The organism is Paraburkholderia sp. SECH4 (assembly GCF_030511745.1).
In the GTDB taxonomy this organism is placed as follows: domain Bacteria; phylum Pseudomonadota; class Gammaproteobacteria; order Burkholderiales; family Burkholderiaceae; genus Paraburkholderia; species Paraburkholderia madseniana.
Genome location: NZ_JALOCP010000024.1, coordinates 77,440 through 91,900, shown reverse-complemented (window position 1 = coordinate 91,900; position 14,461 = coordinate 77,440). Strand labels below are relative to the sequence as shown.

Here is a 14,461-nt window from a genome sequence, read left to right as displayed (position 1 = left end):
TGCCGGGTGAGATGGATAACATCAAGCCATTCCTCGGCAGCCGCGACGAAGCGGCGCGCGGGCCCGTATCGCCACTTCCGTCGAATCGGCATGACCACCATGACTCGCTCTCTTCTTCTCTCCAACGTCCGGCTGGCTGACGGCCAACCGGTTTCCGTAGGCATCGCCGACGGTCGCATCGCGACGCTCGGCCCGCATGTCGAAGCGCAACCTGGCGCGCTGACTGAAGACGGCGGCGACGCTTTGCTGCTGCCGGGTTTCGTAGAAGGGCACACGCACCTCGACAAAAGCCACTGGGGCCGCGCGTGGTATCGCAACGAGGTCGGACCCGCACTAACCGACCGGATCAGCAACGAGCGCGAATGGCGCAAGACGTCGGGACACGATACGGCCAGCCAGTCGCTCGCTCTGGCGCGGGCATTCGTGCAGGCAGGCACGACGCGCCTGCGTACCCATGTCGACGTGGATACCGACGCCGGGCTGCGTTATATCGAAGGCGTGCTCAGCACGCGGCAGACGATGCGCGATGTGCTGGACATGCAGATCGTCGCGTTTCCCCAGTCAGGCATGTTGATCCGTCCCGGCACGGTCGAATTGCTCGGCAGCGCGCTCGACGCAGGCGCCGACGTACTCGGCGCACTCGATCCTGCCTTGATCGACGGCGATCCCGTCGGGTCGCTGAACGCGACCTTTGAGCTGGCGGAGCGCTACCGCAAGCCGATCGATATCCATTTGCACGAACCCGGTGAGGTCGGCGCATTCACGCTGAAACTGCTGCTCGATCGCGTCGAGGCGATGGGCATGCAGGGGCAGGTCGTCGTCAGCCACGCGTTCTGCCTGGGTGCATTGCCCGAACGTGAGCGCGACGCGCTGCTCGAACGGATCGCGCATCTGCGTGTAGCGCTTCTGACCAGCGCGCCGCCGTCTCGCCCCGTTCCGCCGCTCAAGGTTTGCAGGGACAAAGGCATCACGATCTTCGGCGGCAACGATGGTATTCGCGACACCTGGTCGCCGTATGGCGTGCCGGACATGCTTGAGCGCGCGATGCTGATCGGCATGCGCTACGACTTGCGGCGCGATGACGACCTCGCGATTGCCTTCGACTGCGTGAGCGACGCTGCCGCTCGAGGTTGCGGTTTTGCCGACTATGGCCTGCGTGTCGGCGCACGCGCGGACCTCGTGCTGGTCGATGCGGAATGCGTCGCGCATGCCGTGGTTGCCCGGCCCAGGCGCCGCCTGGTTATCGCGAACGGACGCATCGTTGCGCGCGACGGCGAGCTGATTGACGCACTCAGTCGACAAAGCCCTGTCCGGCCGTCGTGACCTTGAACAGCAAACGGGACGAATCACCCCAGAATTGCCCGCTTCGGACAATGGCCCGATCAGCCGGCGCCGCAGCAACGGCAGCGGCGGCGTTCGGTGCTTTCACAACGACGAAGGTCGCCTCATTGCCGACCTTCAGTCCGTAGCTGCTTTTCTCCAGCACGGCCGCGCCCGCTTCCGTCGCCATGTGGAGCGCAACGCGCAGTTCTTCATCGGTATAAAAACCGGAGCGATAACCAACCAGCATGGCTCGTTGCAACATGTCGCCGTTGCCATACGGCCACCATGCGTCCTGAATGTTGTCGTTACCGGTGAACACGCGCACACCGGCTGCGCGCAGTTGCAGGATCGGCGGGAACGCGCGGTCGCCCGGCGCATTCGTCATGATCGATACGCCGGCTTCCGCAAGCGCGGCAGCGACACGATCCACCACCTCGGGCGCGACGTCGCCGAGCCCGTAGGCGTGGCTCACCGATACCCGGCGGTTTAACCCAGATGCGTGGGTACGCGCGGCAATGCGGTGCAGTTGATCGATCCCCTGCTGCCCCGGTTCATGGAGGTGAACATCGATCTTCACGCCGCGCTTTTCAGCAATGCCGAAGACAATATCGAGCTGGCCTTCGGCGTCGCCATCCAGCGTTGTCGGATCGATTCCGCCCACCACCTGCGCGCCTTCACGGGCGGCTGCATCGAGCACTTCCGCCGTGCCCGGACACGACACGACGCCCGCCTGCGGGAACGCAACGAGTTCGATATCCACCACACCGAGCCATTTTTCGCGTGCTTCCATCACGGCATGCAGGTTGGTCAGACCCGTCGTCGCGTCGACGTCGACATGACTGCGCATCGCAATGGTGCCGAACGACGCGGCCTGGCGTATCAGCGCATCGGCGCGCTCGACGATAGGCGCGGCGCTTGCCAGTTCCTGCTTTTCGATAGCGAGACGCTCACGCAGGCTCGCGACATGACGATGAGGACGCCAGCGATCGCCAACGAAGCTTTTATCGAGGTGAATATGTCCATCGACGAACCCGGGCAACACCAGGTGCCCGGCCAGATCAACGACCTCCGCGCCGTCGATCGCGGGACGTTCCGGACCGATGGCGACAAAGCGCCCCTCACGTACGGCGAGGTTGAGCGGGTTGCCGTCGGCGTCTACGGCATTGACGAATACGCGGTCGAACATGGTTCTGGCCTCTGCAAATCAGGACTCAAGGACTCATCCAGCGCGCCCTGATCGGGTTGCGTTCGTTGCGCCGCATGGTCCTGCGTGGAATGGATCGTTGAACCATATTGGAGCGCCGACATATCCACAAATTAAATGTTGGAATGGTCTGTATTCATTTTCTGGATAGATCGGCATACTGTGCGGCTTCTGCGGCACTTTGATGGCGCCGACGGCGCCGAACTTCAATATCGTGCCGGCCGTGCTGCTGGAACTGAAGGGCCAGAATGGCCTGATCAAGGCGCGGCGACCGGCTGCTTTACTATTCTCGGTCGTCAATATCATACTGTCGTACCTATCTGTATTCCGCTTTTGAGGAGGCGCCGATGATTGTCCAACTCACGCCCGAATTCGCGTCCAAATTCGCCAATCTTGCGCTCGCCCACCTCACGCGCGAGTATCCGAACAAGCTGACCCACTCGCTCGGCGGTCCGCAAGACGTGCAAGGTCCGCGCGCATTGCATCCGATTTTTTACGGCAGCTACGACTGGCATTCATGCGTGCACGGCTACTGGCTGATCCTGCATCTGCTCGACCGCTTTCCCGATCTGCCTGAAGCAGCGCGCATCGTCGCGGTGGTCGACGAGCATTTCACCGAAGCGAATGTGGCCGGTGAGCTGGCGTATCTCGACCTGCCGCACAATCGCGGTTTCGAGCGCCCCTATGGATGGGCATGGCTGCTCGCGCTGAGCGCGCAACTCCATTCGCTGAAGCTGTCGGAGGCCGCGCGCTGGTCCAAGGTCTTTGCGCCGCTTACGGAGACTTTTGTCGGCCGCTTCGAAGAATTTCTGCCGAAAGCGACCTACCCGCTGCGCGTCGGCACGCACTTCAACATGGCATTCGCGCTAGCGCTCACGCTAGATTTCGCGCGGCAGACTTCGCGTGAATCGCTCGAGGCGCTGCTGGTGAATACGGCAGAGCGCTGGTTCCTGAACGATGTCGCCTGTCAGGCATGGGAGCCCGCCGGCGACGAGTTTTTGTCGCCTTCCCTGATGGAAGCGGAATTGATGCGGCGCGTGTTACCGCCCGCGCAATTCGTCGAATGGTTCAGGCGCTTTCTGCCCGATCTCGGCGCGAAGAAGCCCGCCACGCTGTTCGAACCCGTCACCGTGACCGACCGTACCGATGGCAAAATCGCCCACCTGGATGGTCTGAATCTGAGCCGCGCATGGTGCCAGCGGTCGCTGGCGCGCGCACTGCCCGCCGGCGACGTGCGCCGGACGGCATTGTTCGATTCGGCCGAGCGGCATCTTCAGAGCGCCCTGCCGCATGTGGCGGGCGACTATATGGGCGAACACTGGCTGGGCACGTTCGCCACGCTCGCATTGGAAGCGTGAGCAGTGGCCCGACGGGGCCCGCATTAAAGGCAAAACGGCGCTGCAAGCGTGAAGCGGTTTGGGCCAACTACCGATTCGCGCCGCGAGCGCCGTTTTCTATTGCCGCGGGATTCAGCGGCCGTTCAGAAGGCACCAGGTGCGGCCCAGCCGCTGAATCCGCCGGCTTGAGGCATTATTGGCCGGTCAGCTTTTTAGGCTTCGGCGGTGCCTGAACCTTGTTGTACTGAAACTCGGGCGTCGCCTTCAAGGCGTCCTTGGTCGCGCCGGCCAGATAGAAATTCCCCCCGCGAATATCCAGCGCAGCGATCGGCACCGCTACGTCATGCGATGCCACGCCGAGAAATCCGCCGGCGGCGACGATGGCAGCGGACAGCGAGCCGTCTGGCGCGATCACCAGATCGCGGATCGAACCGATCTTCTCGTTCTGATCGTTGTAGACGGCTTTGCCAAGAATGCTCTTCTTCACGCTCCAGCCGCTCAGCAGCGCATTGGACTGCTCGACCGTGACGCTCAAGGGTTGTGTGCCGGCGACTTGCGCCTGCGCACCAAAGCTGGTTGCAGCTACCGCGACCACGACAACAAGTTTGCTCAACGTCATATCGCTCACTCCATTCTTAGTAGACTTGACCGGCGCATGGCCTGCGCCGAAGGAATCGCTGCAAAACGATGATACAGACTACGCCGCGCGTCTGCATCCAGACGTGCCATGCGGACGAACCCAGCCCCCTTCGCTGCCACGGAAACCGCGGGGGCACGGCCCAAAGCGCATAACGGTAAAATCGAGCCAGGCGATGACGCCCGTTTAGAGGTGGAAGTTTGACTGAGCTTGAACAGGGTTTCATTTTGACCCGACACTGGCGGGATACGCCCGCCGGTACGGAGGTAGATTTCTGGCTGGCAACAGACGGCGGGCCCCGTCACGTGCGCCTGCGTCCTCAGCCTTCGGTGGCATTTATTCCGGCCGACCACCGCGAGCGAGCGGAAACCATCCTGCGCCGCGAGGCGCCGCTCGATCTGCGTCCGCTCGAACTGTGCGACTTCCAGCAGCGGCCGGTGATGGGGCTTTACTGCCCGCAGTACCGTCAATTGACGGGCTTCGAGAAACGCCTGAAACAAGGCGGCGTCGATGTGTACGAGGCCGACATCTTCCCGCCCGAGCGCTACATGATGGAGCGCTTCATTACCGCGCCGGTGTGGTTCGCTGGCGACGCACAGCATGGCGGCCCGCTTCTGAACGGCGAATTGAAGCCAGCGACGAACTACCGGCCGTCACTAAAGCTGGTGTCGCTCGATATCGAAACCAGCGCGCATGCCGAACTCTATTCGATCGCGCTCGAAGGTTGCGGGCAGCGCCAGGTCTATATGCTGGGGCCGCCGAACGGCGATGCCCGCGGTGTCGACTTCGACCTCGAATACTGCGAAACCCGCGCACAGTTGCTCGAAAAACTGAACGCGTGGTTAGAACGGCACGACCCCGACGCGATCATCGGCTGGAACCTCGTGCAGTTCGATTTGCGTGTGCTGCTGCAGCACGCCGAACAATATCGCGTGCCGCTACGGCTCGGCCGCGGCGGTGCGGTCATGGAATGGCGTGAGCACGGCCACAAACAGAATCATTTCTTCGCGGGCGCCGCCGGAAGATTGATCATCGACGGTATCGAAGCGTTGCGCTCCGCAACGTGGAGTTTCCCTTCGTTCAGCCTCGAATATGTCTCGCGCACGGTGTTGGGCGAAGGTAAGTCGATCGACAATCCGTATCAGCGCATGGATGAAATCCAGCGTCGCTTCGATGAGGACAAGCCCGCGCTCGCGCAGTACAACCTGAAAGACTGCGAGCTGGTCACGCGTATCTTTGCGAAGACCGAGTTGCTGCCGTTTCTGTTGGAACGCGCGACGGTCACCGGCCTGCCTGCGGATCGCAGCGGCGGATCGGTCGCGGCGTTCACGCATCTGTATATGCCGCGGATGCATCGGCAAGGCTACGTCGCGCCGAATCTCGGTGACGTGGCCGGTGCCGCGAGCCCTGGTGGCTTCGTGATGGATTCACGGCCCGGCCTCTACGACTCGGTCCTGGTGCTCGACTACAAGAGCCTGTACCCGTCGATCATCCGCACGTTTCTGATCGACCCGGTGGGTCTCGTGGAAGCCATGCTCAATCCCGGCGACGATCAATCGGTGCCGGGTTTTCTCGGCGCACGCTTCTCGCGCACCCGCCATTGTTTGCCGTCGATTGTCGGCCACGTGTGGCAGGGGCGCGAAACCGCCAAGCGTGAGCACAACAAGCCGCTTTCGCAAGCGTTGAAGATCATCATGAACGCCTTTTACGGCGTGCTCGGATCCACCGGCTGCCGGTTCTTCGATCCGCGTCTTGCGTCGTCGATCACCATGCGCGGCCATGAAATCATGCACACCACGCGTGAACTGATTCAGGCGCAAGGCTACGAGGTCATTTACGGCGACACGGATTCGACCTTCGTGTGGCTGAAGCACGCGCATAGCGAGGAAGACGCGAGTCGCATCGGCCAAGCGCTTGTCGAGCATATCAACGCGCGGTGGCGGCAAAATCTGCAGGAGCGTTTTGGACTCGAGAGCGCACTCGAGTTGCAATTCGAGCGGCACTACAAGCGCTTCTTCATGCCGACGATTCGCGGCGCCGAAGAAGGCAGCAAGAAACGCTATGCCGGGCTGACTGTTTTGCCGGACGGCAGCGAAGAGATCGTCTACAAGGGGCTCGAAACGGTGCGGACCGATTGGACGCCGCTCGCCCAGCAGTTCCAGCAGGAGCTTTATCGGCGAATCTTCAAGCAATTGCCGTATCAGGACTATGTGCGCGACTACGTGCGCGATACGCTGGACGGAAAACTGGACGATCAACTCGTGTACCGCAAGCGGCTACGCCGCTCGCTCGGCGACTACGAGCGCAACGTGCCGCCGCATGTGCGTGCGGCCCGTGTGGCCGACGAGTTCAACCGGCAACAGGGGCGCCCGCTGCAATACCAGGACGGCGGCTGGATCAGCTATGTGATGACAACCGCCGGACCGGAACCGCTCGAAACGTTGCGCTCGGCGATCGACTACGAACACTATCTGACGCGGCAGTTGCAACCGGTGGCCGACGCGATCCTGCCGCTATTGCGGGACGACTTTACGACCTTGATGTCCGGGCAGAAACAGTTGTTCTGACGGGTGGTCACGATGGCGATCAACTTGTTGTCCATAAAACGAATGATTTGAATGCGATCGTTCAGATCGAGCCAAACCCGACCTTCCACTGACCCGCGCTGCGAATAGAATGTAAACGGCGCTAACCCAACGCGCTTCAGATCAAGTGGAGAGGATCATCATGAAAGTCACTGCGTTTTGTGCGGTCGTGGTTTTAAGCATGCCCTTCTTTACTCCGGCCTCTGCCAGCGAGCATATGCATGTCAATCACGACCACGAACACACCCGCTATCAACCGTCCAGCGCGAACCAGGCCGGCGCGGATCAGAATACAGCGGCTCAGGCGCCACAAGACAACAATCAGACCGTGCCGGGCAGCAAGTAAGCGCGATAGGCGAGTGGCTTGCTTTAGCGTGCGTAGCGAAGCAGGAAATCCCGTAACGGCGGATTCACGATATCGGCATGCGTTAAATTCGGCGTGTGCCCCGCCCGGTCGACCAATATAAGATCCTTGCAGTTCGGCAACCCGGCGGCGAGCGCCTCTGCGCAGTCAGGGCTGATGGCGGCATCGTCGCGTCCATGAAATACGATCGACGTATGGGTAATCTCGCCAAGGCGCGGCGTGATGTCGTCCCTCGAGACAAGGGCATTGACGGGATGTTCGAAGTGATCCGAACCAGCGTTCATCCATTTCTGGATCCATACCGATGCCGCGTACTCGGGACCGAACAGAAACGCCGACAGATTCTGTGCGACGTTCTTCGCGCCATTACGTGCCCATTCCGCCTTCAGTTCCTCGAAAGACTGCTGGACCGCTTCGGAGTCGACATCACTTCTTGTCGATATCAGGGCGATCGCCCGAAAGCGGTCCGGTTCCAGCAACGCCGCACGCATTGATATGAATCCGCCCTGAGACATGCCGACAAGCGATGCCGAGGCAACCTCCAGATGATCGAGCAAGGCAATGAGATCCTGCGCGGAGTCCCAATAGCTAAAGGCCCGGGTCGTGGCTCCGGTTGCACCGAAACCTCGCTGGTCCCAAACGACGCAACGGAATTCATTCGCCAGCTCCGCAATGTTCGACTGGAACATATCGCCGTCCATCAGGAAGCCATGGCTGAATACAACGACAGGCGCCCCCGCAGGGCCGAACTCATCGTATGCGAAGCGTATCCCTTCTCGTTCAAAAAACGGCATGCCTATCCCTACTTTCGAATAACACGGTGGAATCAATATAAGCTGACCTTCACCGGAACACCTGACCGAAAGTACCGATTGCTTGCCAAATCGTCCTGACTTTCTGAAATCCGCTCTGAAATTCTCACTGAAACCACCACGCATGTCGGAGCACGTTTCTACCCATTGACTGCACTCCTTACTTTTGATTAAGTGACGTCTGTGCGAGTTATCAATCTCCTGGCCTTCCGCAGGATCTCGCCGCTTACCGAAGCGTCTTTTTTTGTATTCATGGAACCCGGCAAAGCGTCGTGCGCTGCCTCGTTCCAAGTGGAGAAATGTTGGGTATGACAACAGTACCAATTGATGGGGACAAGCCCGTCTGGATTCTGCAAGGAAGTTTCGGGAGAGCAACGGTGAACTTCATTAGCCGTCCGCTTGTCGCGCACGCTCACTCCCAATACCAGTTCCTTTTCAAGCTTGGTGGAAGCAACTGCAATTTCCGCATCGGCGCAGACGATTGCACGCTTACAGCGGCGCGGGCAATCTGCCTGAACCCTTGGGTCGAACACTCAAAAAGCTGCAGCGACGACGAGCCTTCCCTGATCCTTTCCCTCGTCGTCGAAGCCCCCTGGTTGCGCCAGCAATTGAAACTCGCCGAAAGCGGCACTGCAAGCATCTTCCCGAAGGCTGAGGTCGTCGTCACGCCGGACGTGCAGCACCACGTGGATCGCATCGCCGCGGCGATCACCAACCACCTGGTCGCCCAGGACGACAATTGCATGCCGATTCTTGCGGATCTGGTGACCGCACTCGGTCGGGACTTTGCCGATCCCGCATTGACGGCCGGCATCATCCCGTCAGGCAGACCGGTCGATTTTCGCATCCGCAAAGCATTGGATTTCATCAAGCACGCGTCGCTGACGAATCCCACCGTTGCCCAAGTGGCGGCTCAAGTCGGCTTGTCCAGGTCGAGATTCTTCCAGCAGTTCCGACTGTGCATGGGCATTTCACCGCAGCACTATATAGATTGGGTCCGCATGTCTCATGCGATCCAACTGCTTGGAGTTAGCGATAAACCGCTTTCCGAAGTCGCCGAAGAGTTGGGGTTCGAAGAACACAGCCACTTCACCCGTTTCTTCGCACAACACATGGGCGTTCCACCCAGTGAGTTTCGCAGGCACTCGGTGACGCTGGACAATCAGCGCGGCTGAACGGGGGTGTGGGGGCTTCGAATGATCCCCACACCCTCTGAAAGCCAGGATTGCGTTAACCGGAATCAGGCCGCGGATTTCCGCACTGCATAACCACTTTCGCTGACGGACGCATCGGCGGCTACTGGATTGCCAAGCACACCCAGTCCGTCGATCTCCACCTCGACCCAGTCTCCCGCTCGCATATGCACCAGCCCCGGTGTGGGAAAGGGACCGTATTGACGCGAGAGGTCATTGCCCTCGACATCATCCGGCTGAGCCTTCAACGCACCAGGCGTACCCATCGCAATCAGATCACCTGGCCGCAAACGATAACCCTGACTCAGATAGCTGATGACTTGCGCAACACTCAACAGCATATCGTCGAGAGGTGCGCTCTGACGAACGACACCGTTGATGCGAGTCTTGATGGAGTGCGTGGCAGGATCGCCAAATTCGTCGCGGGTCATCAACCACGGCCCATAGGACCCCGATGCTTCGAAATTCTTGCCGAGGCCGAATTGACGATTGTGCATCTGGAACTCGCGAACCGATCCTTCGTTGAGGCAGGTGTAACCCGCAACATGTTCCAGCGCTCGCTCCACCGGAATGTAACGACCAGGCGTGCCTATGACTACACCTAGTTCGCACTCGTAGTCGAACGCCCGTGCAACGGATTCCGGCGGCGCCAGAATCGGCTCACCGGCGCCGACATAAGATGCAGCCGTGCGCATGAAAAGGTGGGGAAATTCCATCGACGTTTGAAGTCCCGTCTCCGCGATATGGCTCTTGAAGTTCAACGCCAAAGCCCACATCGCGTTTGGGCGGTCCAGGAAGGGCTTGAGTGTGACGTCAGCGAGCGCCCGGTCGCCTTGCCGTCCTTCTGCCGCTAACCGCAACCGCGTGAGTCCATCCTCCTGCTCCAGGATTGAAATGAGGCTTGATGGCAGGTCCGGGGCGATGTCGGAGACAGCAACGAAATGGGTCGGGCTGGTGACGACTCCTAGTGCGATGCGGCCACCGTCTGAGTAAGCAATAATTTTCATGATCTAGTGTGTCTTTGGGTTGGATTAAATAGCTGGATTTGCAGTCTGAATGTGGGAGCGCTGTCCCATGTGTATCAATAGTGCCGGCGGCACGCCGGCGTTTTCGAGCGTTCATGAGTTCGATTGACGACTCGTCAATCAGCGGAGCATGACGTGGCGAGTCTCAGTTCTCCACCACGGCGTTATCGGGAAACTTTTGAACCGCTCTACGACCGACCAACGATAGGGCGCCGAGAGCGAGGATCGCCGCGCCGGCCGGCGCAACGGCGGTGAGGAGAATCTCGCGCACCGGCCAACCGAGCGACAGCAAGCCTCCGCCAATCGCAGGCCCAACGAAGGAACCGACCCGCCCGATTGCATGCCCCCAGCCCACCCCGGTTGCACGAATCTCCGGCGGATAGAAGGCGACTGCGAGCGCGGTTTGGCCCATGATGCCGTTGACCAGACCTGCGCCGATCACACCGATGAACAGCAGCACGATGGCCGGCGTCACCGCCACCTGGCTAAGGCTGCCGACGCTGATAATCACCAGCAACAATCCCACAACCAGCGCCGATTTCACCCTGAGCCTGCCGGCAAGCGTCATCATCGTGACCGCCACCGTCATCAGGACGTTGCCGCTCAGACCACCGATACTGAAGGCCGCCATGCCGACCGACGCATGGTCCGCTGAGAAGCCGAAATCCACCAGCAACGTCGGCACCCAGAACAGCAGTGCGTAGACGTCCATGAAGATCAGGAATGAGAACAGCCACAGCAGGCACGTATAGGCGCCCAGACCATTTTCGAACAGCGCCTTGAGCGGGTTAGACACACGCACGGCGGCGGCATCGGCTATCACCGGGCTGCGCGCCGGGAGGATGCGAAAGAACGCAACAACCAGCAGGAAAGGCAGGACACCACCGGTCACAAAGATCGACTGCCAGCCGAAGTGACTCATCAGAGGACCACCTGCCACGCCGCCCGTGACGGCGCCGACGGACATGCCAGTCGTAACGAGCAGGGACGCCGCCACCTTATGCTTCGCGCCAATGATGCCGGCCGCCGCCGTAATGGCGATCGGCAACGCCGCGCCCAAACCGATGGCCGCCGCAAGGCGCATGACGGACATGCTGGCGATATTGGTCGCGTACGCCGTCACGAGCGTGCTCCCGGCAAATAGCACAACACTCGCGACACCTATGGAACGGTGTCCGAAACGTTGAGCGAGCGGACCGGAAATCATGAAGCCGATCGCCGCGCCAATGTTCGTCGCGACAAAAACGGTGGTGAAGAGCGCCGGCGCCAGATGCCATTCATGAGCGAGCCTCGGCACGACAAAGGAGATCGACGTGGTGTTGAATCCGTCCAGAACGATCACCAGGAAGCACACCAGCAGGGCCAGCACGGGCCCCACGCGGCGTGTTTTGGCCAGGCCGCCTTCCATGGACGGGTTCGGGTCTTTCGCAATCATCGAATCATCTCCTTTGCAACTCGTGCACGGGTACGCGACCCGGCTGACATGCTGTAGCCAGGCGCGAGCACACGCCTGTTGAACTGACGCACCACCATGGACTCAAGCCCGTATAGACGCTGCGATGCGCTGCTGCAGCGCGGGGGTAAAAATGCGCTTGGGAAGCATGCAATGAATGCCTTTGGGCGGAATGGTCGAGTAAACCGTTCCGGTCTGATTGGCGTATTGCGTCACACGGAAGCTGCCTGCCACGCTATAGATTCCATAGCAATCTTCCGGTGCAATGCCACTGGCGGCAGACAGCCAGCTGATCATCTGGCGCAGACAGGCAACCAGTGAATTCTCGAGAGAGTCGGAAAACCCGAAACCGATCCAGTGGTCAGGCGTCTCCGCCATGGGCACATTCAGCGCAGCGCCTTTGTGCAGGATGTACTGGATGCGCATCTCTTCGAAGGCAGTCTCAATCGAGGTCTGATCGACGTTGCCTTCACCCGAGGCGCCCATGGAGCCGCCCGTCCACACCCGCGCACCGGTGACCTGTACAGGCAGGAAGATCGACGTGTCCACACCCAGCACGGCACAGTCCAGATTACCGCCGTAATTGCCGGCCAGATTCGCGCTGACGGGTTTCTCGCCGGCCGGCTGCGTGGCGATATACGCCTGAAATGGCTGCAGAGGAATATTGACGCCCGGCACATATGCCGCGGCGGTCCTGTCCTTGTCGAATTTCAGATAGCGCAGGTAAGGCTTGAAATCGTGCGGCAATGCGCCGACACCGGGAGGCGCGGAGTTCCAGCCCCAGTCGATCGGCCGCATCTTCAACATACGGCATTCAACCAGATCGCCCGCTTCGGCACCGATGATCGAAACGGGCCCAATCAGCGAGAAGGGACCGTTGGGGTACTTCTTGCGGATCGGCTCGCGCTCCTTGAAGGTCAGCCCATACTTGGCCTCATTGCCCCAATTGGTCCAAGTGCCGTCATACCAGACGGTATCGCCCGACTTGATCGTGACTGCCGTCGGCGCGCTGGGCTCGATCTGCCCGACCTTGACCGTTTCCAGCGACGGCACCAGTTTGATGGTCTGACCTTCGCGCGAGGCTGCCGCGACAGCCGCCCCTTGCGACGAGCCGCTCTGCGCGCGAGCCGCGCCGGAAAAACCTAAAGCACCCGCCGCAAACGCGCCGAAACCAAGCTTCAGAATCGATCGGCGGCAAGCGTCGGTGGCGTCACATGTCGAGGCATGCCTGTCGTCCGTGGCGCCTGTTACGCCCACTGCATCGCGTTGTTCTGTTTCGCGTTTCATGAAAATCTTCCCAATATCGTTTCAATAGGACACGACGTGTCATCGCACAGTCGTTGCGCCGATTGCTTCAATTGCACCCTTGACGACCTGATCATCGATCTCAGAGGGCGCCCCACTCGCGCCAACGGCACCTAACAGATGCCCGTCGACAAAAACAGGAAACACACCCCGTGCCGGCAGAAACGGGGCGAAATACCCAGCACCGGAAACATTGCTGTACTCCGAAGGATCGTCCTTGAAGCGCTGCTCCAGCGTTGCACCGGACTGGCCGCCGAGCGCAACGGAGGCGAAGGCTTTGCCGCGGGCGAAATCAACGCTAACAAATGGCGCGCCGTCCATTCGTACAGCCATGATGAGGTGCCCTCCCGGGTCGAGCACGGCGAAACTCATCGCGAGATGGCGGCTCTGCGCAGTTGCCGTTGCGATGTCGACAAGCTTCATTGCCTGCTTGATACTCAGCGAATAGCTTGCAAGCGGAGGCGCTGCCTGCTGCGCTTGAGTTGTGTCGGCAGCGCAAACGTTGCTCAGAAAGACGAGGCACGCCGAACCCAGCAATGTGGCGAATACAGCCTTGTTTGACGGAGCTGAACGACGGAATCTCAAGCTAGTCTCCTCTTCATGACACCTCGAGCACCGCTCGATAGATGAAGCTTATGCTGGGGAGCGCGCGTCCCTATAACCAGAAAGATTGCGCGCTTACCAACGAGTCCGATAATTTCTGATCAGGCCTATCGCTGAGAACGCAGCCCCCAGCGCCACCCTTAAAGTCGAGCGTGTTATTGACCCGATGCGGACGCCGGCGTAGCGGGTTTCGATGCAGCGGCCTTACGCTCCGCGTCCATGAGATTCTGCGGATAGTTATCCTGATTGCCTGACTCTCGATAGCCGTTCTTCTCGAGGGCCTTCAACTCGGCGTTCTTCTTTTCCCGCCGGGCCTTGCTAGCAGCCTTCCGTTGGGCCTTGGCGATCTGCTTTGGCGTTGATGCGCCCATGGAGGAGGACGCCTGCTCGCCACTAGCCGGTTGAGCCGTCGCCACAGGCGTCTCGATAAGCACCAAACCAAGCGATACGACGAGTGCAGCTGAAACTGCACGAAACTGGACCATGATTGAGTCTTTTTGAAAGTTGAACTACTGAGGGCAGCCGGACAGTGCTGCACGGCGCCCCAGGACCACTCGACGAAGTCCTGGGGACATGGCAACGGCCCGACTGCGAGTCACACGCGGCAAACAGCTACAGGG

Annotated in this window: 14 protein-coding genes; 6 read left to right on the top strand and 8 right to left on the bottom strand. The window is 60.4% G+C overall.

Translation table 11 applies throughout. The features are described from left to right. Positions 1-99: 99 nt before the first annotated feature. Positions 100-1,323, top strand: a complete 1,224-nt coding sequence (locus tag M0D67_RS27645; protein WP_266240528.1) for an amidohydrolase family protein — start codon at positions 100-102, stop codon at positions 1,321-1,323. On the opposite strand, the gene M0D67_RS27640 is transcribed toward M0D67_RS27645, so the two are convergent. Next, entirely contained in the window at positions 1,292-2,509 is a 1,218-nt protein-coding gene (locus M0D67_RS27640) for an amidohydrolase family protein (RefSeq protein ID WP_266240495.1), read from the bottom strand. The genes M0D67_RS27645 and M0D67_RS27640 overlap by 32 nt on opposite strands. A 202-nt stretch (positions 2,510-2,711) precedes the next feature. Here M0D67_RS27640 and M0D67_RS27635 point away from each other — a divergent pair, with 202 nt between their 5' ends. Beyond that, on the top strand, positions 2,712-2,864 hold the full coding sequence (locus tag M0D67_RS27635; RefSeq protein WP_266240494.1) for a DUF979 family protein: 153 nt from the start codon (positions 2,712-2,714) through the stop codon (positions 2,862-2,864). Between the two features lie 10 nt (positions 2,865-2,874). Continuing rightward, positions 2,875-3,885 (top strand): DUF2891 domain-containing protein, encoded by a 1,011-nt coding sequence (locus tag M0D67_RS27630; protein WP_266240493.1) that lies wholly within the window; start codon positions 2,875-2,877, stop codon positions 3,883-3,885. Between the two features lie 172 nt (positions 3,886-4,057). Here the strand turns inward: M0D67_RS27630 and M0D67_RS27625 are convergent, their stop codons facing one another. Next, positions 4,058-4,483 carry a PRC-barrel domain-containing protein gene (locus M0D67_RS27625; protein WP_154565617.1) on the bottom strand — a complete coding sequence of 142 codons (426 nt, stop codon included), beginning with the start codon at positions 4,481-4,483 and terminating at the stop codon, positions 4,058-4,060. Positions 4,484-4,701: 218 nt separating this feature from the next. On the opposite strand from M0D67_RS27625, the gene M0D67_RS27620 reads away from it, so the two are divergent. Continuing rightward, positions 4,702-7,068 carry a DNA polymerase II gene (locus tag M0D67_RS27620; RefSeq protein WP_266240492.1) on the top strand — a complete coding sequence of 789 codons (2,367 nt, stop codon included), beginning with the start codon at positions 4,702-4,704 and terminating at the stop codon, positions 7,066-7,068. A gap of 160 nt (positions 7,069-7,228) precedes the next feature. After that, positions 7,229-7,432, top strand: a complete 204-nt coding sequence (locus M0D67_RS27615; protein ID WP_266240491.1) for a hypothetical protein — start codon at positions 7,229-7,231, stop codon at positions 7,430-7,432. Between the two features lie 23 nt (positions 7,433-7,455). On the opposite strand, the gene M0D67_RS27610 is transcribed toward M0D67_RS27615, so the two are convergent. Then, on the bottom strand, positions 7,456-8,388 hold the full coding sequence (locus M0D67_RS27610; protein WP_266240490.1) for an alpha/beta fold hydrolase: 933 nt from the start codon (positions 8,386-8,388) through the stop codon (positions 7,456-7,458). 182 nt (positions 8,389-8,570) lie between these two features. Between M0D67_RS27610 and M0D67_RS27605 the strand changes: the two genes are divergently transcribed. After that, positions 8,571-9,437, top strand: a complete 867-nt coding sequence (locus M0D67_RS27605) for an AraC family transcriptional regulator (RefSeq protein ID WP_266240489.1) — start codon at positions 8,571-8,573, stop codon at positions 9,435-9,437. Positions 9,438-9,502: 65 nt separating this feature from the next. Here the strand turns inward: M0D67_RS27605 and M0D67_RS27600 are convergent, their stop codons facing one another. The 5 genes from M0D67_RS27600 to M0D67_RS27580 form a co-directional block, all read right to left on the bottom strand. Beyond that, positions 9,503-10,462: a fumarylacetoacetate hydrolase family protein gene (locus M0D67_RS27600; RefSeq protein WP_154565622.1), complete on the bottom strand. Its 960-nt coding sequence runs from the start codon at positions 10,460-10,462 to the stop codon at positions 9,503-9,505. Between the two features lie 163 nt (positions 10,463-10,625). Beyond that, positions 10,626-11,915: an MFS transporter gene (locus M0D67_RS27595; RefSeq protein WP_266240488.1), complete on the bottom strand. Its 1,290-nt coding sequence runs from the start codon at positions 11,913-11,915 to the stop codon at positions 10,626-10,628. A 102-nt stretch (positions 11,916-12,017) separates the two neighbouring features. Further along, positions 12,018-13,220 carry an acetamidase/formamidase family protein gene (locus M0D67_RS27590; RefSeq protein WP_266240487.1) on the bottom strand — a complete coding sequence of 401 codons (1,203 nt, stop codon included), beginning with the start codon at positions 13,218-13,220 and terminating at the stop codon, positions 12,018-12,020. Positions 13,221-13,259: 39 nt separating this feature from the next. Continuing rightward, positions 13,260-13,673, bottom strand: a complete 414-nt coding sequence (locus M0D67_RS27585; RefSeq protein ID WP_266240527.1) for a heme-binding protein — start codon at positions 13,671-13,673, stop codon at positions 13,260-13,262. A gap of 323 nt (positions 13,674-13,996) precedes the next feature. Continuing rightward, on the bottom strand, positions 13,997-14,326 hold the full coding sequence (locus M0D67_RS27580) for a hypothetical protein (RefSeq protein ID WP_174825329.1): 330 nt from the start codon (positions 14,324-14,326) through the stop codon (positions 13,997-13,999). Positions 14,327-14,461 lie beyond the last annotated feature (135 nt).